This window comes from Streptomyces sp. NPDC001848 (genome assembly GCF_042891915.1).
Classification (GTDB): domain Bacteria; phylum Actinomycetota; class Actinomycetes; order Streptomycetales; family Streptomycetaceae; genus Streptomyces.
The window spans coordinates 88,719-113,137 of record NZ_JBIATP010000009.1; the positions used below are offsets into that span (position 1 = coordinate 88,719).

The following is a 24,419-nucleotide window of genomic DNA, read 5'->3' on the forward strand; positions in this document are numbered from 1 at the left end:
GCCCGGGGACAACAAGGTGGGGTAACCATGAACGCGCCGTACGACGGTGACCGCGAGCAGGGCGCCGTGGGCAGCTCGGGCTACCCCGACGGCCCGCCACCGCACCAGCCCGGTCAGGTACCGCCGCAGCCCCCGGCCGACATGTACCTCCAGGACGCCTACCACCAGGACCCCTACCAGGCGCACGACCTCTCCGCCCAGGACCCGGTGACCGAGGCGCTCTACGACCGCGCCGCGCACCCCCCGCCGCCCCCCGGCTCGTACCAGCCGCAGCAGCCCCTCTACGGCCGGCCGCCGACGCCGCAGTACGCCCCCGACCCCCACGTGTGGGCCCAGCCGCCGGCGCCGGAGCCGGAAGGACCGTCGCAGTTCCTGCCGCACGGCGACGACCCCCGCACCACCCAGTTCGTGGGCGTCGACGACCTCGTCACCCGGTCCGGCGAGGAGCGCCACGAGCCGGACGCCTTCGCGCACCTGTTCAGGGACCAGCAGCAGGGCGGCGGACAGCCGTACGTACAACAGCCGTCCGTACCCGGCCCCGCACCGGTCCAGGGCCAGGGTCCGGCCGGACCCCCGGCACCGGCCTACGCTCAGGCGTCCCCGCAGGAGCGGGCGTACGCTGCCCCGCCGTCGGCCACCGATGCCGCACCGACGCCCGTGCCCGAGGCGACCGCCGGCTCCATCGCGGCGCCCGCGCCAGCGCCCGCGCCCACGGGGAAGAAGGGCGGGCGGGCCTCCAACCTGCTGAAGTCCAGCGCCGTGATGGCGGCGGGCACGATGGTCTCCCGGCTCACCGGGTTCATCCGCTCGGCGCTGATCGTCTCGGCGCTCGGCGTCGGCCTCCTCGGCGACACCTTCCAGGTCGCCTACCAGCTGCCGACGATGATCTACATCCTCACCGTGGGCGGCGGCCTCAACTCCGTCTTCGTGCCGCAGCTCGTGCGCGCGATGAAGGAGGACGAGGACGGCGGGGAAGCGTACGCCAACCGACTGCTCACCCTGGTCATGGTGGCGCTCGGTGGACTCACCGTGGTCGCGATCCTGGGAGCACCCTTCCTGATCCGCCTGCTGTCGGACTCGGTCGCCAACGACCCGGCCGCCAACGAGGTCGGCGTCACCTTCGTCCGTTACTTCCTGCCCTCGATCTTCTTCATGGGCATCCACGTGGTGATGGGGCAGGTCCTCAACGCGCGGGGGAAGTTCGGCGCGATGATGTGGACCCCGGTGCTCAACAACATCGTCATCATCGTGACGCTGGGCTTGTTCATCTGGGTGTACGGCAGCGCGGCCAACTCTGGGATGAAGGTGACGAACATCCCGCCGGAGGGTCAGCGCCTGCTCGGAGTGGGCGTCCTGCTCGGCATGGTCGTCCAGGCCCTGGCGATGATCCCGTACCTGCGCGAGACCGGTTTCCGGCTGCGGCCGCGCTTCGACTGGAAGGGCCACGGCCTCGGCAAGGCCGCGACGCTCGCCAAGTGGACCGTCCTGTTCGTCCTCGCCAACCAGGCCGGCGCGCTCGTCGTCTCACAGTTGTCCACCTCGGCGGGCAAGCACTCCCCGGTCGTCGGCACCGGCTTCGCCGCCTACGCCAACGCCCAACTGATCTGGGGCCTCCCGCAAGCGATCATCACCGTCTCACTGATGGCCGCGCTGCTGCCGCGCATCTCGCGCTCGGCCGCCGAGGGCGACGGTGGAGCCGTCCGCGACGACATCTCCCAGGGCCTGCGCACGACAGCCGTCGCGATCGTGCCGATCGCGTTCGGGTTCGTCGCGCTCGGTATCCCGATGTGCACCCTGATCTTCGGCTCGTCCGGCACCGGCGCCGCCACCAACATGGGCTACATGCTGATGGCCTTCGGCCTCGGCCTCATCCCGTACTCCGTGCAGTACGTCGTGCTCCGCGCCTTCTACGCCTACGAGGACACCCGCACTCCCTTCTACAACACGGTCATCGTGGCCGCCGTGAACGCGGGCGCCTCCGCGGTCTGCTACTTCGTGCTCCCGGCCCGCTGGGCCGTGGTCGGCATGGCGGCCTCCTACGGGCTCGCGTACGCGATCGGCGTCGGTGTCGCCTGGGCCCGGCTGCGCAAGCGGCTGGGCGGCGACCTGGACGGCGCCCGGGTGCTGCGGACGTACGCGCGGCTCGGCATCGCCTCCGCGCCGGCCGCTCTGCTGAGCGCGGCGGCCTGCTACGAGATCGGCCACACGCTGGGGCAGGGGGTGGCCGGCTCGCTGGCCGCCCTGGTCTGCGGTGGCGCCCTGCTTCTCGGTGTCTTCTACGTCGCCGCACGCAAGATGCGCATCGAGGAACTCAACTCAATGGTCGGCATGGTCCGCGGGCGCCTGGGGCGCTGAGGCGGGGGTACGCGCACAACCATCGTCCGCCGCCGTGTGTCGTGCATAGCGGCGGACTGTGGGCACAATTGGTTTCTGCGTCGGACAGCGCGCAACGGATGGGGAGGCAGGTACGACGGTGGCGGAACGGAGCACGGCTGCCGTCGACGTGGCAGACAACAGCGGTGACGAGCCGCTGACCGCCAAGGCGGACCAGTCCACGTCCGACGGGGTGGCCCAGGACCGGGAGCGGGACACGGACAGCGACGAGCCGCAGCAGAGCGGCGGGACCGAGCGTCCCGGGAAGGCCTCACCACCCGAACTGCACAGCGGCCACAAGCTCGCCAGACGCTACCGTCTCGAGGAATGCGTCACCCGTCTGGACGGATTCAGCAGCTGGCGTGCGGTGGACGAGAAACTCCGCCGGGCCGTCGGCATCCATGTCCTCCCCTCGGACCACGCACGGGCACGTTCGGTGCTGGCCGCGGCCCGCTCCTCCGCGCTGCTCGGCGACCCGCGATTCGTGCAGGTCCTGGACGCGGTCGAGGAGAACGACCTCGTCTATGTCGTACACGAATGGCTGCCCGACGCCGTCGAACTGACCACGCTGCTCGCCACCGGGCCGCTGGAAGCCCATGACGCCTACCAGATGGTCACCCAGGTGGCCCAGGCCATGGCCGCCGCCCACCGCGAGGGCCTCTCCCATCTCCGCCTGAACCCCAGCACCGTTCTGCGCACCTCCTCCGGCCAGTGGCGCATCCGCGGCCTGGCGGTGAACGCCGCGCTGCGCGGCATCGGCTCCGACACCCCGCAGCGCACCGACACGGAGGCCATCGGCGCGCTCCTGTACGCCGCTCTCACCCAGCGCTGGCCCTACGAGGACGACGCCTACGGTCTGTCCGGGCTGCCGAAGGGCGTCGGACTGATCGCTCCCGACCAGGTGCGCGCCGGCGTGCACCGCGGTCTGTCCGAACTCGCCATGCGGGCGCTGGCGAACGACGGTGCCACCGCCTCCCGTCACGAGGCCCCGTGCACCACGCCCGAGGAACTGGTCAAGGCGATCGGTGAGATGCCTCGCATCCGGCCGCCGGAGCCCTCGTTCACGGCGCCGCCCGACTACCAGCGCACGACGTACCAGCAGGGCACGTACGGCCGCCCGACGCCCCTCCCGGGCGTCACCCAACCCGTACCGGCTCCGCCGCCCCCGCTGCAGAGCCGCACCGGCAAGGCGCTGAAGTGGGCGGTCTCCGCGCTGCTGATCGCCGCGCTGGGCCTGGGCAGCTGGCAGCTCGCCGAGGCCCTGATGGACCAGGGCAAGAAGTCGGACAACACCAACCAGACGCACACGACGGACGGGAACGACAAGAACGGCGGCATCACACCCAAGCCGCCCACGCAGATCAAGATCCAGGGCGCGCAGGAGTTCGTCGCCAAGGGCAGTGCCCAGCACCCCGAAGACGTCGGCAAGACCTACGACGGCGACACTTCGACGTACTGGAAGACCAGCACCTTCATAGAAGGTCCGCCTATCGCGCCGTACAAGCCGGGCGTGGGCATCGTCTACGACCTCGGCTCGGCCCAGAAGGTGACCGCAGCGTCCGTAGGACTCCGCTATGCCGGCAACCACACGACGGTCGAGTTGTATGCGGCCGACTCGCTGACGCCGCCCTCGTTGGGCTCGATGCAGAAGATCGGCTCCATCACGACGAGCGGAACCACTGCCACGGTGAAACTCACCAAGTCGGTGAAGACGCAGTACGTCCTCGTCTGGCTCACCGCAGTGCCTTACTCGGAGGCAGACCCGAGCGCCTACAGCGACGCCGGCTACAAGCAGGCCATCACCGAGGTCAAGTTCACAGGTTGACGTGCCGCCCATAGGCCGGTTTACCGGTGCGTTGCCATGGGGCCTGCCGACGTCACGGGCGGCAGGCCCCATGGCGTGTCCGGATGGTTCGAACAGGGTCCCTGACCACCCGCATGGCAACGCTTCATCACAGCGCTCACCCATCGCGTCGGGGGAGAGCAGTCCCGTAAGGTTTTCCCCGAGGGGAGGGACCCATGGCAGAGGGTGCCGGGTACGGCGAAGCAAGCGATCAGGATCTCCTCTCCCGTCATATAGCCGGCGACCCCGACGCCTTCGGGGAGATCGTGCGTCGGCACCGCGACCGGCTTTGGGCCGTGGCCCTGCGCACGCTCGGGGATCGTGAAGAGGCCGCCGACGCCGTCCAGGACGCCCTGGTCTCCGCCTACCGGGCCGCCCACACCTTTCGGGGCCAGTCCGCCGTCACTACCTGGCTGCACCGGATCACGGTGAACGCGTGTCTGGACCGCGCCCGTAAGGCGGCCTCCAGGAAGACCTCGCCCGTGGACGACACGGAACGGCTGGAACAGCTCCTGGAGCCGCATGAGTCGGCCTCGGCGCCCGCCGAGCGGAACGATCTGCACCGCCAACTGTTGGAGGCCCTGGGCACCCTGCCCCCGGACCAGCGTGCCGCCCTCGTCCTCGTGGACATGCAGGGCTACCCGGTCGCGGAGGCAGCCCACATCCTCGATGTGCCGACCGGCACCGTAAAGAGCCGTTGTGCCCGTGGCAGAGCCAGACTTCTGCCGCTGCTCACCCATCTGCGTGCGGAGGGTGGCGGGAACGTCAAGAAGCCGGGCGACGGACGGAACCGGGCGCAGGGGGCATCCGTCCCACCCGCAGCGGGACCACATGATGCGGGGTCGAGCGATTCGGCTGCTGTGAAGGGCGGAGGTGGGCGAGCGTGACATCCACGACCGATATGGCCGGGCACCCGGACGTCGAGGAGCTCTCCGACCTCAGCGAAGGGCTTCTGTCGCCGTCCCGCACCGCGGACGTGCGGCGGCATCTGGAGGACTGCCCCCTGTGCGCGGACGTGTACCACTCCCTGGAGGAGATCCGCGGACTCCTCGGCACGCTTCCAGGCCCACCGCGCATGCCCGACGACGTGGCGAACCGTATCGACGCCGCCCTCGCCGCGGAGGCACTGCTGAGCTCCACGGCACCAGCGGCGGCGCCCGGCACCGCGGATGCCGATTCTCGCGAAGTCACCGCCGCGCATGTTTCACGTGAAACAGGGACCTCTTCCGCCGCGGACCGTCCTTCGGGCCGGGCCCGCGCGGCCACAGGACCGGGCCGTGCCCGACGCGCCCGCCTCGGCCGCCGCAGGACCGTCGCTCTGGCCGCCGTCTTCGCGGCTGCTGCCGTGGGTGTGAGCGCCCTGCTGGTGCAGGCGCTCGGTGGCGATACGGGGAAGTCGCCGATCGCCGCGCCGCAGCACACGGACGCCGCGCACACCTACTCCCAGGGCACACTGCAGAGCCAGGTCGCGCGCCTGCTCGCCGGAAAGACGGACGGGGGCCGTTCCGGCACTGACAAGCCCTGGGGCGCCCAGTCCGAGCCCAGCACCACCGGGTCCTCCGGCATGCGGCCGAACAAGACGTTCCAGGACACCACCGTCAACGTGCCGAGTTGCATACAGCAGGCCATCACGACCAACGAGAGCATCCTCGCCGCCGACAAGGGCGTGTACCAGGGGAGCCTCGTCTATCTCCTCGTCACGCCCGACGCCTCTGACACCACGAAGGTCACGGCCTACATCGTCGACGCGGCCTGCGTGAAGCAGCGCCCACCGTCACCCGGCAAGGTTCTGCTGACGCACTCGTACGCCCGCTCCTGACCGACATCTCGCCCCGGGCGGTTCCTGCCCGCGTGTCATGGGGAACTGTGTGCGGTGGCGTGTCCCCGTGTGCCCGGACACAACGGGAATGCGGGCCCCTTAGGATCCGTTGGGTGGGGTGAGAGCGCCGAGCGAGGCTCCCACCGGCAGTAGGCAGCAGCAGTCTCCAGAGACGAGGAATCAAGCCGTGAGCGACGTCCGTAACGTGATCATCATCGGCTCCGGGCCCGCCGGTTACACGGCGGCGCTCTACACCGCGCGCGCGTCGCTGAAGCCCCTGGTGTTCGAGGGCGCCGTCACCGCGGGTGGTGCGCTCATGAACACCACCGAGGTCGAGAACTTCCCTGGTTTCCAGGACGGCATCATGGGCCCCGAGCTCATGGACAACATGCGCGCCCAGGCCGAGCGCTTCGGTGCCGAGCTGGTTCCGGACGACATCGTCTCCGTCGACCTCACCGGTGAGATCAAGACCGTCACGGACACCGCGGGCACGGTGCACAAGGCGAAGGCCGTCATCGTCGCCACCGGCTCCCAGCACCGCAAGCTGGGCCTGCCGAACGAGGACGCTCTCTCCGGCCGCGGGGTCTCCTGGTGCGCCACCTGTGACGGCTTCTTCTTCAAGGACCAGGACATCGCCGTGATCGGCGGCGGTGACACCGCGATGGAGGAGGCCACCTTCCTCTCGCGCTTCGCCAAGTCCGTCACCGTCGTCCACCGCCGTGACACCCTGCGGGCCTCGAAGGCGATGCAGGACCGCGCCTTCGCCGACCCGAAGATCAAGTTTGTGTGGGACAGCGAGGTCGCCGAGATCAAGGGCAACCCCAAGCTCGAGAGCCTGAAGCTGAGGAACCTGAAGACCGGGGAGCTCACCGAGCTGCCGGTGACCGGGCTATTCATCGCGATCGGTCACGACCCGCGCACCGAACTGTTCAAGGGCCAGCTCGACCTCGACGAGGAGGGCTACCTCAAGGTGGACGCCCCCTCGACCCGCACGAACCTGGCCGGTGTCTTCGGCGCGGGCGACGTCGTCGACCACACCTACCGCCAGGCGATCACCGCCGCGGGTACAGGCTGCTCCGCCGCCCTGGACGCCGAGCGCTACCTCGCCGCCCTCGCGGACAGCGAGCAGCAGGCCGAGCCCGAGAAGACCACCGTCTGACCCCCGATTCGCCCACCGCATCACCGAGGTAAGGAGCCCGCCGTGGCAGGCACCCTGAAGAACGTGACCGACGCCTCCTTCGAGGAGGACGTCCTCAAGAGCGACAAGCCCGTCCTGGTGGACTTCTGGGCTGCCTGGTGCGGCCCCTGCCGCCAGATCGCCCCGTCGCTCGAGGCGATCGCCGCCGAGTACGGCGACAAGATCGAGGTCGTCAAGCTCAACATCGACGAGAACCCGGCGACGGCCGCCAAGTACGGCGTCATGTCGATCCCGACCCTGAACGTCTACCAGGGCGGCGAGGTCGCCAAGACCATCGTCGGTGCCAAGCCGAAGGCCGCGATCGTCCGCGACCTGGAGGACTTCATCGCCGAGTGAGCGGTGAGGCCGCCGAACGAGGCGGCGATGTTTCACGTGAAACGTAGGGGCCGGCCCTCCGGGGTCGGCCCCTACGCATGCGCCCCCGGCTACAGCGGCCGCAGCGCCGGCTCCTTCTGCACGGCTCCCAGCAGACGGTCCAACGCCAGCTCGACGTCTTCTTTCCAGGAGAGCGTCGAGCGCAGTTCCAGCCTGAGCCGCGGGTACGTCGGGTGCGGCCGTACCGTCTTGAATCCCACCGCCAGCAGATGGTCGGCGGGCAACAGGCACGCCGGCTCCTTCCAGCGTGCGTCGCCGAAGGCCTCGATCGCCTTGAAGCCCCGGCGCAGCAGATCCTTGGCGACCGTCTGGACCATCACTCGGCCAAGCCCCTGACCCTGGTAGCCGGGCATGATGAAGGCCGTCATCAGTTGGACCGCGTCCGGTGACACGGGGCTCGTGGGGAAGGCCGTGGAACGCGGGACATAGGCGGGCGGCGCGTACAGCACGAAGCCCACCGGTACATCGTCCACATAGACCACCCGGCCGCAGGAGCCCCAGTCCAGCAGGACGGCTGAGATCCACGCCTCCTTCTCAAGCGTGGACGTGCCGGCCTTTACCGCGGCCTCTCCGCTGACGGGGTCCAGTTCCCAGAAGACACACGCGCGACAGCGCTTGGGAAGGTCCGGAAGGTTGTCCAGCGTGAGCGGTACGAGCCGACGCCCCATGAAGGCAGTTCCTCGCTTCCTTCGCCCGCAGCACTGCGGGCGGCTGTCAGAGCGCTCCGCTCCCTGAGCAGGCTGCCGACGAACCCGCCGACCGCCCCCACGCCCAGGCCCGCGGTCACCAGTCCGGTCCGGCTCATGGTTCGCATGGCCCCGCCTCCCCGATCAAGGTGCCGCCAGGTGGATGCGCCATACCCGAACGCATCGTATCCACGATGGTGATTCGATCGATACTGCCTGAAAGCAAAGAGCGGGCCGTGTTCGGTACACACCGGACACGGCCCGCCCGGAGCGTTGCCGATCGCCACCCGGTTCCACCCGGAAGGCTCAGTCCTCCGACTCCTCCGAGTCGCCCTCCTGAAGGCCCTTGTGCAGGACCGGCCCCTCGCCCGGAGCAAGCGTGCTGAGGATCCGCTCCAGATCCTCCATCGACGCGAACTCGACGGTGATCTTGCCCTTCTTCTGTCCGAGGTCGACCTTCACCCGGGTCTCGAAGCGGTCCGAGAGCCGAGTCGCCAGGTCGCTGAGCGCCGGGGAAACCCGAGCGCCGGCGCGTGGCCCCTTGGCACGCGGGGCACTGTGCGGCCGGGACCCCATAAGGGTGACGATCTCCTCGACGGCGCGCACGGACAGCCCCTCGGCCACGATGCGGTGCGCCAGCCGGTCCTGCTCCTCCGAGTCCTCGACGGACAGCAACGCCCGGGCGTGTCCCGCGGACAGCACCCCCGCGGCCACCCGGCGCTGGACCGCCGGCGACAACTTCAGCAGCCGCAGGGTGTTGGACACCTGGGGACGCGACCGGCCGATGCGATCGGCCAGCTGGTCGTGAGTGCAGTTGAAGTCCTTGAGGAGCTGGTCATAGGCGGCGGCCTCTTCCAGCGGGTTCAGCTGGGCCCGGTGCAGGTTCTCCAAAAGGGCGTCGAGCAGCAGCTTCTCGTCGTCCGTGGCTCGCACGATCGCGGGGATGGCCTCCAGGCCCGCCTCGCGGCAGGCCCGCCAGCGTCGCTCACCCATGATGAGCTCATAGCGTGCCGGGCCCACCTGACGCACCACGATGGGTTGGAGAAGGCCGACCTCCTTGATGGAGGTGACAAGCTCGGCGAGCGCGTCCTCGTCGAACACCTCACGGGGCTGCCTTGGATTCGGGGTGATGGCGTCGAGGGGCAGCTCGGCGAAGTGGGCGCCGATCGGCGGTGCGGGCGTCTCCACCGCGCCCTGCGCGGACGTCTCCTCGGTTTCACGTGAAACAGGCGGCAGCGTGGCCACCTTCGCGGCCGCCACTCCACGGTCCGCCGCCAGGACGGGTACCGTCGACGGCGAAGCGGCTGCACCGCCGCCCACCGCGGCCTGGGCCGTGCCCTTGTCCCCTGTCGGAGCAGCAGGGATCAGTGCGCCGAGACCACGACCCAACCCCCTCCGTCGCTCGCTCACTGGATCCCCTCCACCATGCTCTGTTCCGTCCGTGCGCCGACATGGGCGTGCTGTGCGTCGTAGTGGACGCCGACACCCTTCAGCGCGATTTCACGTGCCGCCTCAAGATACGAGAGGGCACCGCTCGATCCTGGATCGTAGGTCAGCACCGTCTGCCCATAGCTCGGCGCCTCCGAGATACGGACCGAGCGGGGAATGCTCGTCCGCAGCACCTCGTCACCGAAATGGTTGCGCACCTCTTCTGCGACCTGGGACGCCAGGCGCGTTCGGCCGTCATACATGGTGAGCAGGATGGTCGACACATGCAGGGCGGGGTTGAGATGTCCCCGTACGAGGTCGACATTGCGCAGCAGCTGGCCCAGACCCTCCAGTGCGTAGTACTCGCACTGGATCGGGATGAGCACTTCCTGTCCGGCGACCAGGGCGTTGACCGTCAACAGGCCGAGGGACGGCGGGCAGTCGATGAGGATGTAGTCCAACGGCTGCTCATAGGCTTGGATCGCCCGCTGCAGTCGGCTTTCCCGGGCCACCAAGGACACCAGCTCGATCTCCGCACCGGCGAGATCGATCGTGGCAGGAGCGCAGAAGAGACCCTCCACGTCAGAAACCGGCTGCACGACCTCCGCGAGCGGCTTGCTCTCGACCAACACGTCATAGATGGAAGGGACTTCCGCGTGGTGGTCGATCCCCAGCGCGGTGGACGCATTGCCCTGCGGGTCCAGGTCGATCACCAGGACACGGGCGCCATGCAGAGCGAGGGAAGCGGCGAGATTGACGGTCGTCGTCGTCTTGCCCACGCCACCCTTCTGGTTGGCGACCACGATGACCCGGGTCTGCTCGGGCCGTGGCAGGCCCTCACCGGCACGACCCAGTGCCTCCACCGCGAGTTGGGCAGCACGACCGATGGGAGTGTCGTCCATCGGGGGCGGTGTTTCACGTGAAACATCGTCCCCCATCGACTCGGTACGGGGACCGGGGACCGGATCGGTCATCGGTCCCGCGATGTTGGCGTCGGACCGCAAGGATTCACTCTCCTCGACATCAGGCTCGCAATGAACAGAGCCTCCCATGCCTTCGGGGTTGTGAACCAGTGAGGCCTGGTCTTCTGTGGAGAAATCCACCTCTGTGGACAACTCCGTGCCCTCCACGGGGGATACCGCGCTCCGAGTGGACGGTTCTCGACGAGATCCGAGGGGCTTGCGGTCGCGGGGTTCGGCGGCGGCCCGGCCGCGACTGATGATGCCGTGCAGCAGTGAGCGACGTTTCACGTGAAACACGATGCACAGCAGCTATGGTCAGGCCTCCGCGACACTCCGAGATGCGTAGGTTTGCCAGCTTGTGTGGCGTACGGCCCACAGTCAGACCAGATCAGACAACCGCTGGATCAACGACGCCGACGTGCCCGACCCGTCCGGGCCGCCTTCGCTCGCTTGGCCGCGAACCGCACCCCTCCGGGGCTCTCCCCGACCTCCACCCGCACCACGGTCGACAGCGGATCCACGATGCCCTCCCCGACATGGAGGATGGACGTCTCGACCGCCCCGAGCTTGGTCAGAGCGGTCGCCGCGCTCTTCAGTTCCTCCTCCGCGGTGTCGCCCTTGAGGGCCAGCATCTCCCCGTAGGGACGCAGCAGCGGGATGCCCCAAGTGGCCAGACGGTCCAGCGGAGCCACGGCCCGCGCGGTCACGACATGGACCGGCGGAATCTTGCCCATGACCTCCTCGGCCCGACCGCGAACCACGGTCACATGGTCGAGGCCGAGCAGCTCGACGACCTCGGTGAGGAAGTTGGTGCGCCGCAGCAGTGGCTCAAGCAGCGTGATCTTCAGGTCTTCCCGGACGAGGGCGAGAGGAATGCCGGGCAGGCCGGCACCCGAGCCGACGTCGCACACCGTCACCCCTTCGGGGACGACCTCGGAGAGCACCGCGCAGTTCAGCAGGTGCCTCTCCCACAGGCGCGGCACCTCACGCGGGCCGATCAGCCCTCGCTGCACGCCCGCCTCGGCCAGCAGCTCGGCGTACCGGACCGCATCCGCGAAGCGATCACCGAATACGTCACGTGCCTGTTCGGGCGCAGGGGGGAGCTCCGCTGCCTCCGTCACGGGGACCGTCCTTCCGTACCGCATCAGCGCCACCGGCGCCGACCACCAGAACTACCAGGCTGACAAAGTCCGGCCCCGTCTGCGCTACAGACGGGGCCGGAGAGACGTACGGACCGATTCAGGCGGGCAGCACGACGACGAAGCGTTGCGGCTCCTCGCCCTCGGACTCGCTGCGCAGGCCCGCGGACTTGACCGCGTCGTGCACCACCTTGCGCTCGAACGGCGTCATCGGCTTGAGCTTCACGGGCTCCCCGGTGCTCTTGACCTCGGCCGCCGCCTTGGCACCGAGCTCGGAGAGCTCCGCGCGCTTCTTGGCGCGAAAGCCCGCGATGTCGAGCATCAGCCGACTACGGTCGCCGGTCTCCCGGTGCACGGCCAGCCGCGTGAGCTCCTGGAGCGCCTCCAGCACCTCACCGTCACGGCCGACCAGCTTCTGCAGGTCACGGCTGCCCGTGTCGCTGATGATCGAGACGGACGCGCGGTCGCCCTCGACGTCCATGTCGATGTCGCCGTCGAGATCGGCGATGTCCAGCAGACCCTCGAGGTAGTCCGCCGCGATCTCACCCTCCTGCTCCAGGCGGGTCAGGGTGTCTGCACCCTCGGCAGCGGCGGAGGTGGTGCCTTCCGTCACGGGATGGACTCCTTCTTACTTCTTGGACGGGGACTTGGGCCGCTGCGGACCCTTGCGCTGACCGGACTGGGCCCGGCTACGGGTACCTCCGCCGGGCTGCGGTGTCGCCTTCTTGGCGGCACCAGCCGGCTTGGCGTCCTGCGGTGCGTCGGCCTTCTCCAGCGACGGCGAGGAGGCCGTCGACTCGGAGTCCCCGGCCGGCTTGGCCCCACCGGACTGGCGCTGCGCCTTGCTCTGCCGCTTGGGCTGCTGACGCCTCGGGGTGGCGGCACCGGCGACCGTCGTACCTTCCTCGGCGGTGGCGACGGCCGTGACGTCGCTCTTCACCACGCTGCCATCGGCCTGGGCCGCGAGGCCCGCCTTGGTCAGACCGTTGATGAACTTCCGCTCGAACTCGTTGCGGTCGCGGCCCTTGGCGACGATCGCCTTGACGATGGCCTTCTCACTCCGTCGGCGGATCTTGCCGTGGTGCGTGACGTGCTTGTACAGACGCTCCAGGTAGGCGGCCTGGGCCTTGGAACCCGGGGTCGGGTTGTTGTGGATGACGTACATCTGCTGGCCCATGGTCCACACGTTGGTGGTCAGCCAGTAGACGAGGACACCGACCGGGAAGTTGATACCGAAGACGGCGAACATCACCGGGAAGACGTACATCAGCATCTTCTGCTGCTGCATGAACGGCGTCTTCACCGTCGTGTCGACGTTCTTCGTCATCAGCTGGCGCTGCGTGTAGAACTGCGACGCCGACATCAGGACGATCATGACCGCGGTGACGACGCGGACGTCGGTCAGCGAGGCACCGAGCTGGGCGACCTTGCCGGAGCCGTCCGTGAACTTCGCGGCCAGCGGGGCGCCGACGATGTGCGCCTTACGGGCGCTGGCAAGCAGCGTGTCATTGATGACGCCGATCGTCTTGCCCGTCGCGATGCCGTTGAGCACGTGGTACAGGGCGAAGAAGAACGGGGACTGCGCCAGGATGGGAAGGCACGAGGAGAGCGGGTTGGTGCCCGACTCCTTGTACAGCTTCATCATCTCTTCGGACTGACGCTGCTTGTCGTTCTTGTAGCGCTCCTGGATCTTCTTCATCTCGGGCTGGAGCGTCTGCATGGCCCGAGTGGCCTTGATCTGCTTCACGAAGAGCGGGATCAGGCAGATACGGATGAGGATCACCAGGGACACGATGGACAGGCCCCAGGCCCAGCCCGTGTCAGCGCCGAAGATCGCGCCGTACACCTTGTGGAACTGGACGATGACCCACGAAACGGGTGTGGTGATGAAGCTGAAGAGGCTGGCAATCGTGTCCACTAATCATGCTCCTTGGGCATGGGACGAGGTCTTCGCGGCCGGGCTCGAAGGGAGCATCCCCTCGGTGGCCGGTTCGGCGGCGGAGGGCCCGCCCTTGCGTGCGCGCCAGGCGTCGCGCAGCATTTCGTGCCACCGCGGACGCTTGCGCGGCGGGACATGGTCCACACCGCCGAGCGACCACGGATTGCACCGCAGGATGCGCCAGGCGGTCAGTGCCGTCCCCTTGATCGCACCGTGCCGGTCGATGGCCGTGTAGCCGTAGTGGGAACACGACGGGTAGTACTTGCACACGGGCCCGAGCAGCGGACTGATCGTCCACTGGTAGAGCTTGATCAGAGCCAGCAGCGGGTACTTCATCGCGCGCCCTCTCCTCCCAGCAGCCGCTGGAAGGCTGCATCCAGGTCTCGGGCCAGCTGTGCATGGTCGGCGTCACCCGCACCGGGCAGCGCTCGTACGACTACCAGGCTACCGGGGGGCAACAGCGCCACTCGGTCACGCATCAGATGGCGAAGCCTGCGCTTCACCTTGTTGCGAACGACCGCTCCGCCCACGGCCTTGCTCACGACGAAACCCGCACGCGTCGGGGGAGCGCTCTCCCCAGGCGCGTGCGGGTCCGTGGCACCGCTGCGAAGGTGGACGACGAGTAGCGGGCGTCCAGCCCGGCGTCCTCGGCGTACCGCGGTCGCGAAGTCCTCGCGCCGCCTCAGCCGATACTCGGTAGGCAGCACGTCATGACCTGTACGCGATCAGGCGGACAGGCGGGCGCGACCCTTGCTGCGGCGGGACGCCAGGATGGCGCGGCCGGCACGGGTGCGCATCCGCAGCCGGAAGCCGTGGGTCTTCGCGCGACGACGGTTGTTCGGCTGGAAGGTGCGCTTGCTCACTCGGGGGCTCCAGTAATGATTCGGTGGGTGGCGGGGTGTCGCCTGGCTGTCACCGTGCGCCCACGAGTAGCTCGCATTACGCCCGAGTGCACCGCTTCCCGATCACCGACATGTGCCCTGGTCGGCACACTGGTACGTGATCTGTGCCCATCGGAGGCAGGCGGCAGCAGCCATCGACAACTCGACCTGGTTACGGTACGCGGGGCTGCGCCATCCGGTCAAACCGGTGGCCGGTCGGGGACACTTGTCCACAGGCTGGGGACAACAACTTGAACCGCACCGGCCGCCCTGACTACCGTGACTGGACTCCGATTCGTTCCCTTATCCCTGGCCGAGCAGTTTTGCTCCCGACCTGACCGAACCGATTCACATCCCGACCCGTCCCGCAACCACACGTTCGTGGGACCTGTGAGAGAGCGTGCCCTGTGGCTGACGTACCCGCCGATCTTGCCGCAGTGTGGCCGCGAGTACTCGAGCAGCTCCTCGGTGAGGGCCACGGGCCGGGCGTCGAGGCGAAGGACGAGCACTGGATCAGGCGCTGCCAGCCGCTGGCGCTGGTGGCCGACACCGCCCTGCTCGCCGTACCGAACGAGTTCGCGAAGGGCGTCCTGGAAGGCCGACTGGCGCCGGTGGTCAGCGAGACGCTGAGCCGCGAGTGCGGCCGCCCGATCCGTATCGCGATCACTGTCGACGACTCCGCGGGCGAGCCCCCGGCCCCGCCCGCCCAGTCGCGCTACGAGGAACCCGAGCTGCCCTCCCCGCAGGGCCGCGACGCATACGACGGCGGCGGTTACGACGGCGGCGGATACGAGGGGTACGGCCGCCATCGCGCCGACGACCACCGCGATCCTCGCGATCACCGCGCCGGCCGCCCCGACCAGCGTGCCGGAGAGCAGCTCCCGGCCCCCCGGGTCGACCAGCTCCCGCCCGCACGTCCTGCGTACCCGGGCGAGTACCAGCGCCCCGAGCCCGGCGCCTGGCCGCGCACGGACGACTACGGCTGGCAGCAACAGCGGCTCGGCTTCCCCGAGCGCGATCCGTACGCGACACCGGACTACCGCACACAGTCGCTGGACCGGTCGCCGTACGAACAGCAGCGCCCGGACTACGACGGTGGACGCCCGGACTACGACGGTGGACGCCCGGACTACGACGGTGGACGCCCGGACTACGAGCAGCAGCGGCCCGACCGCCGTGAGCTCCCGGAGCCGCCCTCCGGCAACGGCCACGTGCACAGGGGCGGCCCGGTCGGCCCGAACCTGCCCACGACCGGCGCTCCCGGTCCGCTGGCCGCGCAGCCCGCGCCGGCGACCGGGCCGGGCGAGCCCACCGCGCGCCTGAACCCCAAGTACCTCTTCGACACGTTCGTCATCGGCGCCTCGAACCGCTTCGCGCACGCCGCCGCCGTCGCCGTCGCCGAGGCACCGGCCAAGGCCTACAACCCCCTGTTCATCTATGGGGAGTCGGGGCTCGGCAAGACGCACCTGCTGCACGCGATCGGGCACTACGCGCGCAGCCTGTACCCCGGCACGCGCGTGCGGTACGTGAGCTCCGAGGAGTTCACCAACGAGTTCATCAACTCCATCCGCGACGGCAAGGCGGACGCGTTCCGCAAGCGCTACCGCGACATGGACATCCTGCTCGTCGACGACATCCAGTTCCTGGCGCAGAAGGAGTCGACACAGGAGGAGTTCTTCCACACCTTCAACACCCTCCACAACGCCAACAAGCAGATCGTGCTGTCCTCGGACCGGCCGCCCAAGCAGCTGGTCACCCTGGAGGACCGGCTGCGCAACCGCTTCGAGTGGGGACTGATCACCGACGTCCAGCCGCCCGAGCTGGAGACGCGCATCGCGATCCTGCGCAAGAAGGCGGTGCAGGAGCAGCTGAACGCTCCGCCGGAGGTGCTGGAGTTCATCGCCTCCCGGATCTCGCGCAACATCCGCGAGCTGGAGGGCGCGCTGATCCGGGTGACGGCCTTCGCCTCGCTCAACCGGCAGCCCGTGGACCTGGGGCTGACGGAGATCGTGCTCAAGGACCTGATCCCGGGCGGCGAGGACACGGCCCCCGAGATCACGGCCACCGCGATCATGGCGGCCACCGCGGACTACTTCGGGCTGACGGTGGAGGACCTGTGCGGCACCTCACGCGGCCGCGCCCTGGTGACCGCGCGGCAGATCGCCATGTACCTGTGCCGTGAGCTGACCGATCTGTCGCTGCCCAAGATCGGCGCGCAGTTCGGAGGCCGCGACCACACGACGGTCATGCACGCCGACCGCAAGATCCGCGCGCTGATGGCCGAGCGGCGCTCCATCTACAACCAGGTGACGGAACTGACGAACCGCATCAAGAACGGCTGACGCGGTCCGCAGGGGCCGGCGCACACGGTCCTGCGCCACCGCGGGCGCCCCGGGGCAAGGCCCCGGGGCGCCTTTTGCGTTCCGGGGGTCACCGGGGGCGCGCTCCCGCCGTCTTCCGGCACCCGCCCGGCTGAGGCGGAGGAGGTCCCTGACGGAGCGGTTGGCGTCGGTCGCGGTCCCCCTCGTCGCCACCACCGCCCCCAGGCCACCGGACATCCCCCGACACCTGCTGTTCGATTACCTGCCGGGTTACGGCCACTCTCCACAGATCCGGTGACTTTCTTCCATCCACACCCTGGGGACTGCGGAGTTGTCCAGATCGCATCCACAGGTGGTGCTGGGGAAGAACCATCCAACCAGCTCAGCGGGTTGTGGATTCGTGGATGGGAGATCTCCACAGACTGTGGACGACGCGAAGATCCACAGGCTGTGCACCGAGTTGTCCACCGGCAGCCCACAGGCCAGGGCGGGTTGTCCCCAGCGATCCCCGGCTTGTCCACATCCCTGTCCACTGTTCGGCAACGCGGCGCGCCTCCTCACCGACGGGAGTGAAAGGCGTCACACCAAGGTGCTGGGTTGCCCTGTGGGAAAGACGGGTAAAACTGGGGACGGCACTGGGGAGAAGTGCCCCGAGGCTGTGCACGGGGTGTGCAGAACTTTCTGTTCTCCACAGAGACCCCTGGTTGTCCACCGGCTGCGCCCACAGCCCCGGTGGACAAAATTCTGCCTCCGACCTGGGACGACGCGGTTATCCACGGTTTCCACAGGCCCTACTACTACTCCCAACCAGAGAGACCGGGGAATTCGCTTGGAAGCGGGGTCTGTGCACAACTCGCCCGTCGACTCCCGACCGTCCCTCGTCACGACTTGACCCCGAGAGGCACCTACTGTCAGTGGGGTGCGTCAGACTGGTCCCCGGTGTCCTTCCCCTCGCCGGGATCCACGACACCGAGTCAGACGACGAAGGCCAGCAGGGCGAGAGCGCCGGCAACAGCAGGAGGCGGCTTACGGTGAAGATCCGGGTGGAACGCGACGTACTCGCGGAGGCAGTGGCCTGGGCGGCACGCAGCCTCCCGGCCCGTCCGCCGGCGCCTGTCCTCGCCGGCCTGCTGCTGCGGGCCGAGGACGGCCAGCTCAGCCTGTCCAGCTTCGACTACGAGGTCTCCGCGCGTGTGTCCGTGGAGGCGGAGGTCGAGGAGGAAGGCACGGTCCTCGTCTCCGGCCGCCTCCTCGCCGACATCTCCCGCGCCCTCCCCAACCGTCCGGTGGAGATTTCCACAGACGGTGTACGGGCCACGGTGGTCTGCGGCTCCTCCCGGTTCACCCTGCACACACTGCCTGTGGAGGAGTACCCGGCGCTGCCGCAGATGCCGAACGCGACGGGCACGGTCCCCGGCGAGGTCTTCGCCTCCGCCGTGCAGCAGGTCGCCATCGCGGCCGGCCGGGACGACACGCTGCCGGTGCTGACCGGTGTGCGCATCGAGATCGAGGGCGACACGGTCACGCTGGCCTCCACCGACCGCTACCGCTTCGCGGTCCGCGAGTTCCTGTGGAAGCCGGAGAACCCGGAGGCGTCCGCGGTCGCCCTGGTGCCCGCCAAGACGCTCCTGGACACCGCCAAGGCGCTGACCAGCGGCGACAGCGTGACCCTGGCGCTGTCCGGCTCGGGCGCGGGCGAGGGCCTGATCGGTTTCGAGGGCGCCGGGCGGCGGACGACGACCCGCCTCCTGGAGGGCGACCTGCCGAAGTACCGCACGCTGTTCCCGACGGAGTTCAACTCGGTCGCCACCCTGGAGACCGCTCCCTTCGTGGAGGCCGTCAAGCGCGTGGCGCTGGTGGCCGAGCGCAACACCCCGGTGCGGCTGAGCTTCGAGCAGGGCGTGCTGATCCTGGAGGCCGGTTCCAGCGACGACGCACAGGCTGTGGAAAGGGTCGACGCCCAGCTGGAGGGCGACGACATCTCGATCGCCTTCAACCCGACCTTCCTGCTGGACGGCCTGAGCGCGATCGACTCCCCGGTGGCCCAGCTGTCGTTCACGACGTCCACGAAGCCCGCGCTGCTGGGCGGCAAGCCGGCCATGGACGCCGAGGCGGACGAGGCCTACAAGTACCTGATCATGCCGGTGCGCCTCAGCGGCTGACGGTCGCCAACAGTCCCCCCTGGGGACGGCCGGTGGATGACGGCCCCCAGGGGGAAGCCGCAGGTGGGACCACGTGTGAGCGCGTATGCCCACAGCTGTGCGTGACCGTCCGGGTTTAGGCTCGGACACGGGTACGAACGTGCCCCACACGCCACACAGCGACCTAAGGAACAACTGATGGAGCTCGGTCTCGTCGGCCTCGGCAAGATGGGCGGCAACATGCGCGAGCGGATACGCCGCGCGGGCCACACCGTCATCGGATACGACCGCAACCCGGACCTCGCCGATGTCCACAGCCTCGAAGAGCTTGTGGGCAAGCTGAAGGGCCCGCGCGTGGTCTGGGTGATGGTCCCGGCCGGTGCCCCGACCCAGTCGACGATCGACGAGCTGGCCGAGCTGCTGGAGCCCGGTGACGTCGTGGTGGACGGCGGCAACTCCCGCTGGACGGACGACGAGAAGCACGCCGCCGAACTCGGCGTCAAGGGCATCGGCTTCGTCGACTGCGGCGTCTCCGGCGGAGTGTGGGGCCTGCAGAACGGCTATGCGCTGATGTACGGCGGCGACCCCGAGCACATCGCCAAGGTGCAGCCGATCTTCGACGCGCTCAAGCCGGAGGGGCCGTACGGCTCGGTCCACGCGGGCCGGGTCGGTGCCGGGCACTTCTCCAAGATGGTCCACAACGGCATCGAGTACGCCATGATGCAGGCCTATGCCGAGGGCTGGGAGCTGCTGGAGAAGATCAAGTCCGTGGAGAACGTCCGCGAGGTCTTCCGTTCCTGGCAGGAGGGCACCGTCATCCGCTCCTGGCTGCTCGACCTCGCGGTCAACGCCCTGGACGAGGACGAGCACCTGGACAAGCTGCGCGGCTACGCCGAGGACTCCGGCGAAGGACGCTGGACCGTCGAGGCCGCCATCGACAACGCCGTCCCGCTCCCGGCGATCACGGCGTCCCTCTTCGCCCGGTTCGCCTCGCGGCAGGACGACTCGCCGCAGATGAAGATGATCGCCGCGCTGCGCAACCAGTTCGGCGGCCACGCCGTGGAGAAGAAGTAGTCCACAGGACCGCAGGGCGGTCCCCAACCCTGGGGGAGGTCGGCGAACGACCATGCACGTCACGCATCTGTCGCTGGCCGACTTCCGCTCGTACGCCCGGGTCGAAGTGCCCCTCGACCCGGGCGTCACGGCTTTCGTCGGCCCGAACGGGCAGGGCAAGACGAACCTCGTCGAGGCGGTCGGCTATCTCGCCACCCTCGGCAGCCACCGCGTCTCCTCCGACGCCCCGCTCGTCCGCATGGGCGCCGAGCGTGCGATCATCCGGGCCGCGGTGCGCCAGGGCGAGAGGCAGCAGCTGGTCGAGCTGGAGCTGAACCCCGGCAAGGCCAACCGTGCCCGCATCAACCGGTCCTCGCAGGTCAGGCCCCGGGACGTGCTCGGCATCGTACGGACGGTGCTGTTCGCGCCCGAGGACCTCGCCCTGGTCAAGGGCGACCCCGGTGAGCGGCGCCGTTTCCTGGACGAGCTGATCACGGCACGCTCCCCGCGGATGGCCGGCGTCCGCTCCGACTACGAGCGGGTCCTCAAGCAGCGCAACACCCTGCTGAAGTCGGCGGCGCTGGCCCGCCGTCACGGCGGCCGCTCCATGGACCTGTCCACTCTCGACGTCTGGGACCAGCACCTCGCGCGCGCGGGCGCCGAGCTGCTTGCCCAGCGCCTCGATCTGATCGCGGCGATCCAGCCGCTCGCCGACAAGGCGTACGAGCAGCTGGCGCCCGGCGGCGGCCCGGTCGCCCTGGAGTACAAGCCGTCCGCGCCCGGTGAGGCCCACACGCGTGAGGCCCTGTACGAGCAGCTGATGGCGGCGCTCGCCGACGCCCGCAAGCAGGAGATCGAGCGCGGCGTGACCCTGGTCGGACCGCACCGGGACGAGCTGCTGCTCAAGCTCGGTCAGCTGCCCGCGAAGGGGTACGCGTCCCACGGCGAGTCCTGGTCGTACGCGCTGGCGCTGCGCCTGGCGTCGTACGACCTGTTGCGTGCGGAGGGGAACGAGCCGGTGCTGGTGCTCGACGATGTCTTCGCCGAGCTGGACACCCGCCGACGGGAGCGGCTGGCGGAGCTGGTGGCGCCCGGGGAGCAGGTCCTGGTGACCGCCGCGGTCGACGACGACGTACCGGACGTGCTGACGGGGACGCGGTACTCCGTGTCCGACGGCACCGTGGAGCGGGCATGAGCAGCGACGAGCCCACCTCGAACATGAGTATTGAGCGGCCCGAACCGACCATGAGCACCAACGAACCCCCGCCGAAGAAGACCCCGGAGCTGTCCGGCGTGGACCTCGCGCGCGTGGCACTGAGGGCCGCGAAGGAACAGGCACGCGCGCGAGGGGAGGCGGCGCAGCAGAAGAGGCAGGCGCGCAGCGGGGGCTTGCGCTCGGGCGCGCGCGGCGACCGGCGCGACCCCATGCCGCTCGGTGCGGCGATCAACCGGCTGATCGCCGAGCGCGGCTGGGAGACCCCGGCCGCGGTGGGCGGTGTGATGGGCCGCTGGCCGCAGATCGTCGGTGAGGACCTCGCCCGGCACTGCGTTCCGCAGTCGTACGACGAGGACGAGCGGGTCCTCGTCGTACGGTGCGACTCGACGGCATGGGCGACGCAGCTGCGGTTGCTGGCGCCGCAACTGGTGGCGCGGCTCAACGAGGACCTGGGGCACGGCACGGTCCGGCTGATCAAGGTCCAGGGCCCCGGCGGTCCCGCCCGCCGCTACGGCCCCTTGCGCGCCCCGGGGAGCACCGGGCCGGGGGACACCTACGGGTGACAGACATCACAGAAGGCCGTCGGAAGTAGGGGCCGACGGCCCTTTCGCCGTGCCCGGACGCGGTCGCGAGCACCGGTCCGGCTCCCACGTAGCCAAGGGTTGACAGCCGGAAGCGCTGAGTGCCTCCCAGAGCCTCTTGGAGCCCCGCTCCGAATATGGGGAGTCGGCCGAGACCGGTTGAGGGCGGCACATGCGGACTCAGGTACCCGCAAACCCCCATCACTGTCGGCGCTACCGGTAGACTGGAGGACAATCCCGCCCCGACCGTGGGGACCGCCCGGGAAAAGCTGAGCAACGCTGATCAAGGCTGACCAACGCAACATGCCGCAGCCGCTCCGGCAACCTGCCGACGAGCCCGGCTCGTGCTGTGCCAGAAAGGGCGCTTCGTGGCCGATTCCGGCAACCCCAACGAGAACATCCCGTCCACCGACGCCGTCGTGAACCCCGCGGAGGCCGCCTCCAACGGCGAGGTCACCGCGTCGTACGACGCCAGCGCCATCACCGTCCTCGAGGGTCTGGACGCGGTCCGCAAGCGACCCGGCATGTACATCGGATCGACCGGTGAGCGAGGACTGCACCACCTCGTGTACGAGGTCGTCGACAACTCGGTCGACGAGGCGCTGGCCGGATACGCGGACACCATCGACGTCACGATCCTCGCCGACGGCGGCGTCCGGGTCGTCGACAACGGCCGTGGCATCCCGGTGGGCATCGTGCCCTCCGAGGGCAAGCCGGCCGTCGAGGTCGTGCTGACCGTGCTGCACGCGGGCGGCAAGTTCGGAGGCGGCGGTTACGCCGTCTCCGGCGGTCTGCACGGTGTGGGTGTGTCCGTCGTGAACGCGCTGTCCACGAAGGTCGCCGTCGAGGTGAAGACCGACGGCCACCGGTGGACGCAGGACTACAAGATGGGCGTCCCGACGGCCCCGCTGGCCAAGCACGAGGCGACCGAGGAGACCGGCACGTCGGTCACCTTCTGGGCCGACCCGGAGATCTTCGAGACCACGGAGTACTCCTTCGAGACGCTGTCGCGGCGCTTCCAGGAGATGGCGTTCCTCAACAAGGGCCTGACGATCCGGCTCACCGACGAGCGCGAGTCGGCGAAGGCCACCAGTGGCGCGGACGAGGCGGGTGCCGACGAGAAGGCCGAGGTCAAGTCCGTCACGTACCACTACGAGGGCGGCATCGTCGACTTCGTGAAGTACCTCAACTCCCGCAAGGGAGAGGTCGTGCACCCCACCGTCATCGACCTGGAGGCGGAGGACAAGGACAAGAGCCTGTCCCTCGAGGTCGCGATGCAGTGGAACAGCGGCTACAGCGAGGGCGTGTACTCCTTCGCGAACATCATCCACACCCACGAGGGCGGTACGCACGAAGAGGGTTTCCGCGCCGCGCTGACCTCCCTGATCAACAAGTACGCGCGCGACAAGAAGCTGCTGCGCGAAAAGGACGACAACCTCACCGGTGACGACATCCGCGAGGGTCTGACCGCGATCATCTCGGTCAAGCTGAGCGAGCCGCAGTTCGAGGGCCAGACGAAGACCAAGCTGGGCAACACGGAGGCGAAGACCTTCGTGCAGCGCGCGGTCTACGAGCACCTCAACGACTGGCTGGACCGCAACCCGGTGGAGGCCGCGGACATCATCCGCAAGGCCATCCAGGCGGCCACCGCGCGCGTGGCGGCCCGCAAGGCGCGCGACCTGACCCGGCGCAAGGGCCTGCTGGAGACGGCGTCGCTGCCGGGCAAGCTCGCCGACTGCCAGTCGAACGACCCGACCAAGTGCGAGATCTTCATCGTCGAGGGTGACTCCGCCGGCGGCTCGGCCAAGTCCGGCCGCAACCCGCAGTACCAGGCGATCCTCCCGATCCGCGGCAAGATCCTCAACGTGGAGAAGGCCAGGATCGACAAGATCCTGCAGAACCAGGAGATCCAGGCGCTGATCTCCGCCTTCGGCACGGGCGTGCACGAGGACTTCGACATCGAGAAGCTCCGCTACCACAAGATCATCCTGATGGCGGACGCCGACGTCGACGGCCAGCACATCAGCACCCTGCTGCTGACCTTCCTGTTCCGCTTCATGCGGCCCCTGGTCGAGGCCGGGCACGTGTACCTGTCCCGCCCCCCGCTGTACAAGATCAAGTGGGGTCGCGACGACGTGGAGTACGCCTACTCGGACCGCGAGCGCGACGCGCTGATCGAGATGGGCCGCCAGCGCGGCAAGCGCGTCCGCGAGGACTCGATCCAGCGCTTCAAGGGCCTCGGCGAGATGAACGCCGAGGAGCTGCGCGTGACCACGATGGACCAGGAGCACCGGGTCCTCGGTCAGGTCACCCTCGACGACGCCGCCCAGGCCGACGACCTGTTCTCGGTCCTCATGGGCGAGGACGTCGAGGCACGCCGCGCGTTCATCCAGCGCAACGCCAAGGACGTCCGCTTCCTCGACATCTGAGTCGGTCTCAGCTGACCGCACCAGGAAGGATCTTC

Annotated in this window: 21 protein-coding genes; 12 read left to right on the forward strand and 9 right to left on the reverse strand. The window is 69.0% G+C overall.

Annotation, left to right across the window (positions count from 1 at the left end; all coding sequences use genetic code 11):
• Positions 1-27: 27 nt before the first annotated feature.
• From murJ to trxA, 6 genes are all read left to right on the forward strand, one after another.
• On the forward strand, positions 28-2,355 hold the full coding sequence (murJ, locus tag ACFYZJ_RS19835; protein ID WP_388569699.1) for a murein biosynthesis integral membrane protein MurJ: 2,328 nt from the start codon (positions 28-30) through the stop codon (positions 2,353-2,355).
• A gap of 118 nt (positions 2,356-2,473) precedes the next feature.
• Positions 2,474-4,198 carry a protein kinase family protein gene (locus ACFYZJ_RS19840; protein ID WP_388569702.1) on the forward strand — a complete coding sequence of 575 codons (1,725 nt, stop codon included), beginning with the start codon at positions 2,474-2,476 and terminating at the stop codon, positions 4,196-4,198.
• Positions 4,199-4,392: 194 nt separating this feature from the next.
• Positions 4,393-5,103 (forward strand): RNA polymerase sigma factor SigM, encoded by a 711-nt coding sequence (sigM, locus tag ACFYZJ_RS19845; protein WP_388569705.1) that lies wholly within the window; start codon positions 4,393-4,395, stop codon positions 5,101-5,103.
• Entirely contained in the window at positions 5,100-6,035 is a 936-nt protein-coding gene (locus ACFYZJ_RS19850; protein WP_388569707.1) for an anti-sigma factor family protein, read from the forward strand. Before sigM ends, ACFYZJ_RS19850 begins: the two co-directional genes overlap by 4 nt.
• 187 nt (positions 6,036-6,222) lie before the next feature.
• The gene (gene trxB / locus ACFYZJ_RS19855; protein WP_388569710.1) at positions 6,223-7,194 is read left to right on the forward strand and encodes a thioredoxin-disulfide reductase; all 972 of its coding nucleotides are present in this window, start codon (positions 6,223-6,225) and stop codon (positions 7,192-7,194) included.
• A 42-nt stretch (positions 7,195-7,236) separates the two neighbouring features.
• Positions 7,237-7,569 carry a thioredoxin gene (gene trxA, locus ACFYZJ_RS19860; RefSeq protein ID WP_388569712.1) on the forward strand — a complete coding sequence of 111 codons (333 nt, stop codon included), beginning with the start codon at positions 7,237-7,239 and terminating at the stop codon, positions 7,567-7,569.
• 89 nt (positions 7,570-7,658) lie between these two features.
• Here the strand turns inward: trxA and ACFYZJ_RS19865 are convergent, their stop codons facing one another.
• The 9 genes from ACFYZJ_RS19865 to rpmH form a co-directional block, all read right to left on the reverse strand.
• Positions 7,659-8,276, reverse strand: coding sequence for a GNAT family N-acetyltransferase (locus ACFYZJ_RS19865; protein ID WP_388569715.1), 618 nt, complete (start codon positions 8,274-8,276; stop codon positions 7,659-7,661).
• Between the two features lie 324 nt (positions 8,277-8,600).
• A complete protein-coding gene (locus ACFYZJ_RS19870) occupies positions 8,601-9,704 on the reverse strand; it encodes a ParB/RepB/Spo0J family partition protein (protein WP_388569718.1) in 1,104 nt (367 codons plus the stop codon).
• Positions 9,701-10,774, reverse strand: a complete 1,074-nt coding sequence (locus tag ACFYZJ_RS19875) for a ParA family protein (protein ID WP_388570311.1) — start codon at positions 10,772-10,774, stop codon at positions 9,701-9,703. Before ACFYZJ_RS19875 ends, ACFYZJ_RS19870 begins: the two co-directional genes overlap by 4 nt.
• A gap of 314 nt (positions 10,775-11,088) precedes the next feature.
• Positions 11,089-11,805, reverse strand: a complete 717-nt coding sequence (gene rsmG, locus ACFYZJ_RS19880) for a 16S rRNA (guanine(527)-N(7))-methyltransferase RsmG (RefSeq protein WP_388569720.1) — start codon at positions 11,803-11,805, stop codon at positions 11,089-11,091.
• Between the two features lie 118 nt (positions 11,806-11,923).
• The gene (locus ACFYZJ_RS19885) at positions 11,924-12,436 is read right to left on the reverse strand and encodes a protein jag (protein WP_388569723.1); all 513 of its coding nucleotides are present in this window, start codon (positions 12,434-12,436) and stop codon (positions 11,924-11,926) included.
• A 15-nt stretch (positions 12,437-12,451) separates the two neighbouring features.
• Positions 12,452-13,741 carry a membrane protein insertase YidC gene (gene yidC / locus ACFYZJ_RS19890; protein WP_388569725.1) on the reverse strand — a complete coding sequence of 430 codons (1,290 nt, stop codon included), beginning with the start codon at positions 13,739-13,741 and terminating at the stop codon, positions 12,452-12,454.
• Positions 13,742-13,744: 3 nt separating this feature from the next.
• On the reverse strand, positions 13,745-14,098 hold the full coding sequence (gene yidD, locus ACFYZJ_RS19895) for a membrane protein insertion efficiency factor YidD (protein WP_388569728.1): 354 nt from the start codon (positions 14,096-14,098) through the stop codon (positions 13,745-13,747).
• A complete protein-coding gene (gene rnpA / locus ACFYZJ_RS19900) occupies positions 14,095-14,469 on the reverse strand; it encodes a ribonuclease P protein component (protein ID WP_388569731.1) in 375 nt (124 codons plus the stop codon). The genes yidD and rnpA overlap by 4 nt, the downstream gene beginning before the upstream one ends.
• Positions 14,470-14,487: 18 nt before the next feature.
• On the reverse strand, positions 14,488-14,625 hold the full coding sequence (rpmH, locus tag ACFYZJ_RS19905) for a 50S ribosomal protein L34 (protein ID WP_003956500.1): 138 nt from the start codon (positions 14,623-14,625) through the stop codon (positions 14,488-14,490).
• 425 nt (positions 14,626-15,050) lie between these two features.
• Here rpmH and dnaA point away from each other — a divergent pair, with 425 nt between their 5' ends.
• The 6 genes from dnaA (at position 15,051) to gyrB (ending at position 24,384) form a co-directional block, all read left to right on the forward strand.
• A complete protein-coding gene (dnaA, locus tag ACFYZJ_RS19910) occupies positions 15,051-16,985 on the forward strand; it encodes a chromosomal replication initiator protein DnaA (protein ID WP_388569733.1) in 1,935 nt (644 codons plus the stop codon).
• 1,010 nt (positions 16,986-17,995) lie between these two features.
• Positions 17,996-19,126, forward strand: a complete 1,131-nt coding sequence (gene dnaN / locus ACFYZJ_RS19915; protein ID WP_366025289.1) for a DNA polymerase III subunit beta — start codon at positions 17,996-17,998, stop codon at positions 19,124-19,126.
• A 177-nt stretch (positions 19,127-19,303) separates the two neighbouring features.
• On the forward strand, positions 19,304-20,179 hold the full coding sequence (gene gnd, locus ACFYZJ_RS19920) for a phosphogluconate dehydrogenase (NAD(+)-dependent, decarboxylating) (RefSeq protein ID WP_388569735.1): 876 nt from the start codon (positions 19,304-19,306) through the stop codon (positions 20,177-20,179).
• Positions 20,180-20,231: 52 nt separating this feature from the next.
• Positions 20,232-21,353, forward strand: a complete 1,122-nt coding sequence (gene recF, locus ACFYZJ_RS19925) for a DNA replication/repair protein RecF (protein WP_388569737.1) — start codon at positions 20,232-20,234, stop codon at positions 21,351-21,353.
• 50 nt (positions 21,354-21,403) lie between these two features.
• Entirely contained in the window at positions 21,404-21,937 is a 534-nt protein-coding gene (locus ACFYZJ_RS19930; RefSeq protein WP_388570312.1) for a DUF721 domain-containing protein, read from the forward strand.
• 362 nt (positions 21,938-22,299) lie between these two features.
• A complete protein-coding gene (gene gyrB, locus ACFYZJ_RS19935; RefSeq protein WP_388569740.1) occupies positions 22,300-24,384 on the forward strand; it encodes a DNA topoisomerase (ATP-hydrolyzing) subunit B in 2,085 nt (694 codons plus the stop codon).
• Positions 24,385-24,419 lie beyond the last annotated feature (35 nt).

Excerpts from the sequence above, each read along its gene's own strand:
- recF (WP_388569737.1), top strand. The coding sequence starts at position 20,232 with ATGCACGTCACGCATCTGTCGCTGGCCGACTTCCGCTCGTACGCCCGG.
- ACFYZJ_RS19875 (WP_388570311.1), bottom strand. The coding sequence starts at position 10,774 with ATGGGAGGCTCTGTTCATTGCGAGCCTGATGTCGAGGAGAGTGAATCC.
- ACFYZJ_RS19865 (WP_388569715.1), bottom strand. The coding sequence starts at position 8,276 with ATGGGGCGTCGGCTCGTACCGCTCACGCTGGACAACCTTCCGGACCTT.
- murJ (WP_388569699.1), top strand. The coding sequence starts at position 28 with ATGAACGCGCCGTACGACGGTGACCGCGAGCAGGGCGCCGTGGGCAGC.
- gnd (WP_388569735.1), top strand. The coding sequence starts at position 19,304 with ATGGAGCTCGGTCTCGTCGGCCTCGGCAAGATGGGCGGCAACATGCGC.
- yidD (WP_388569728.1), bottom strand. The coding sequence starts at position 14,098 with ATGAAGTACCCGCTGCTGGCTCTGATCAAGCTCTACCAGTGGACGATC.
- ACFYZJ_RS19930 (WP_388570312.1), top strand. The coding sequence starts at position 21,404 with ATGAGCACCAACGAACCCCCGCCGAAGAAGACCCCGGAGCTGTCCGGC.
- sigM (WP_388569705.1), top strand. The coding sequence starts at position 4,393 with ATGGCAGAGGGTGCCGGGTACGGCGAAGCAAGCGATCAGGATCTCCTC.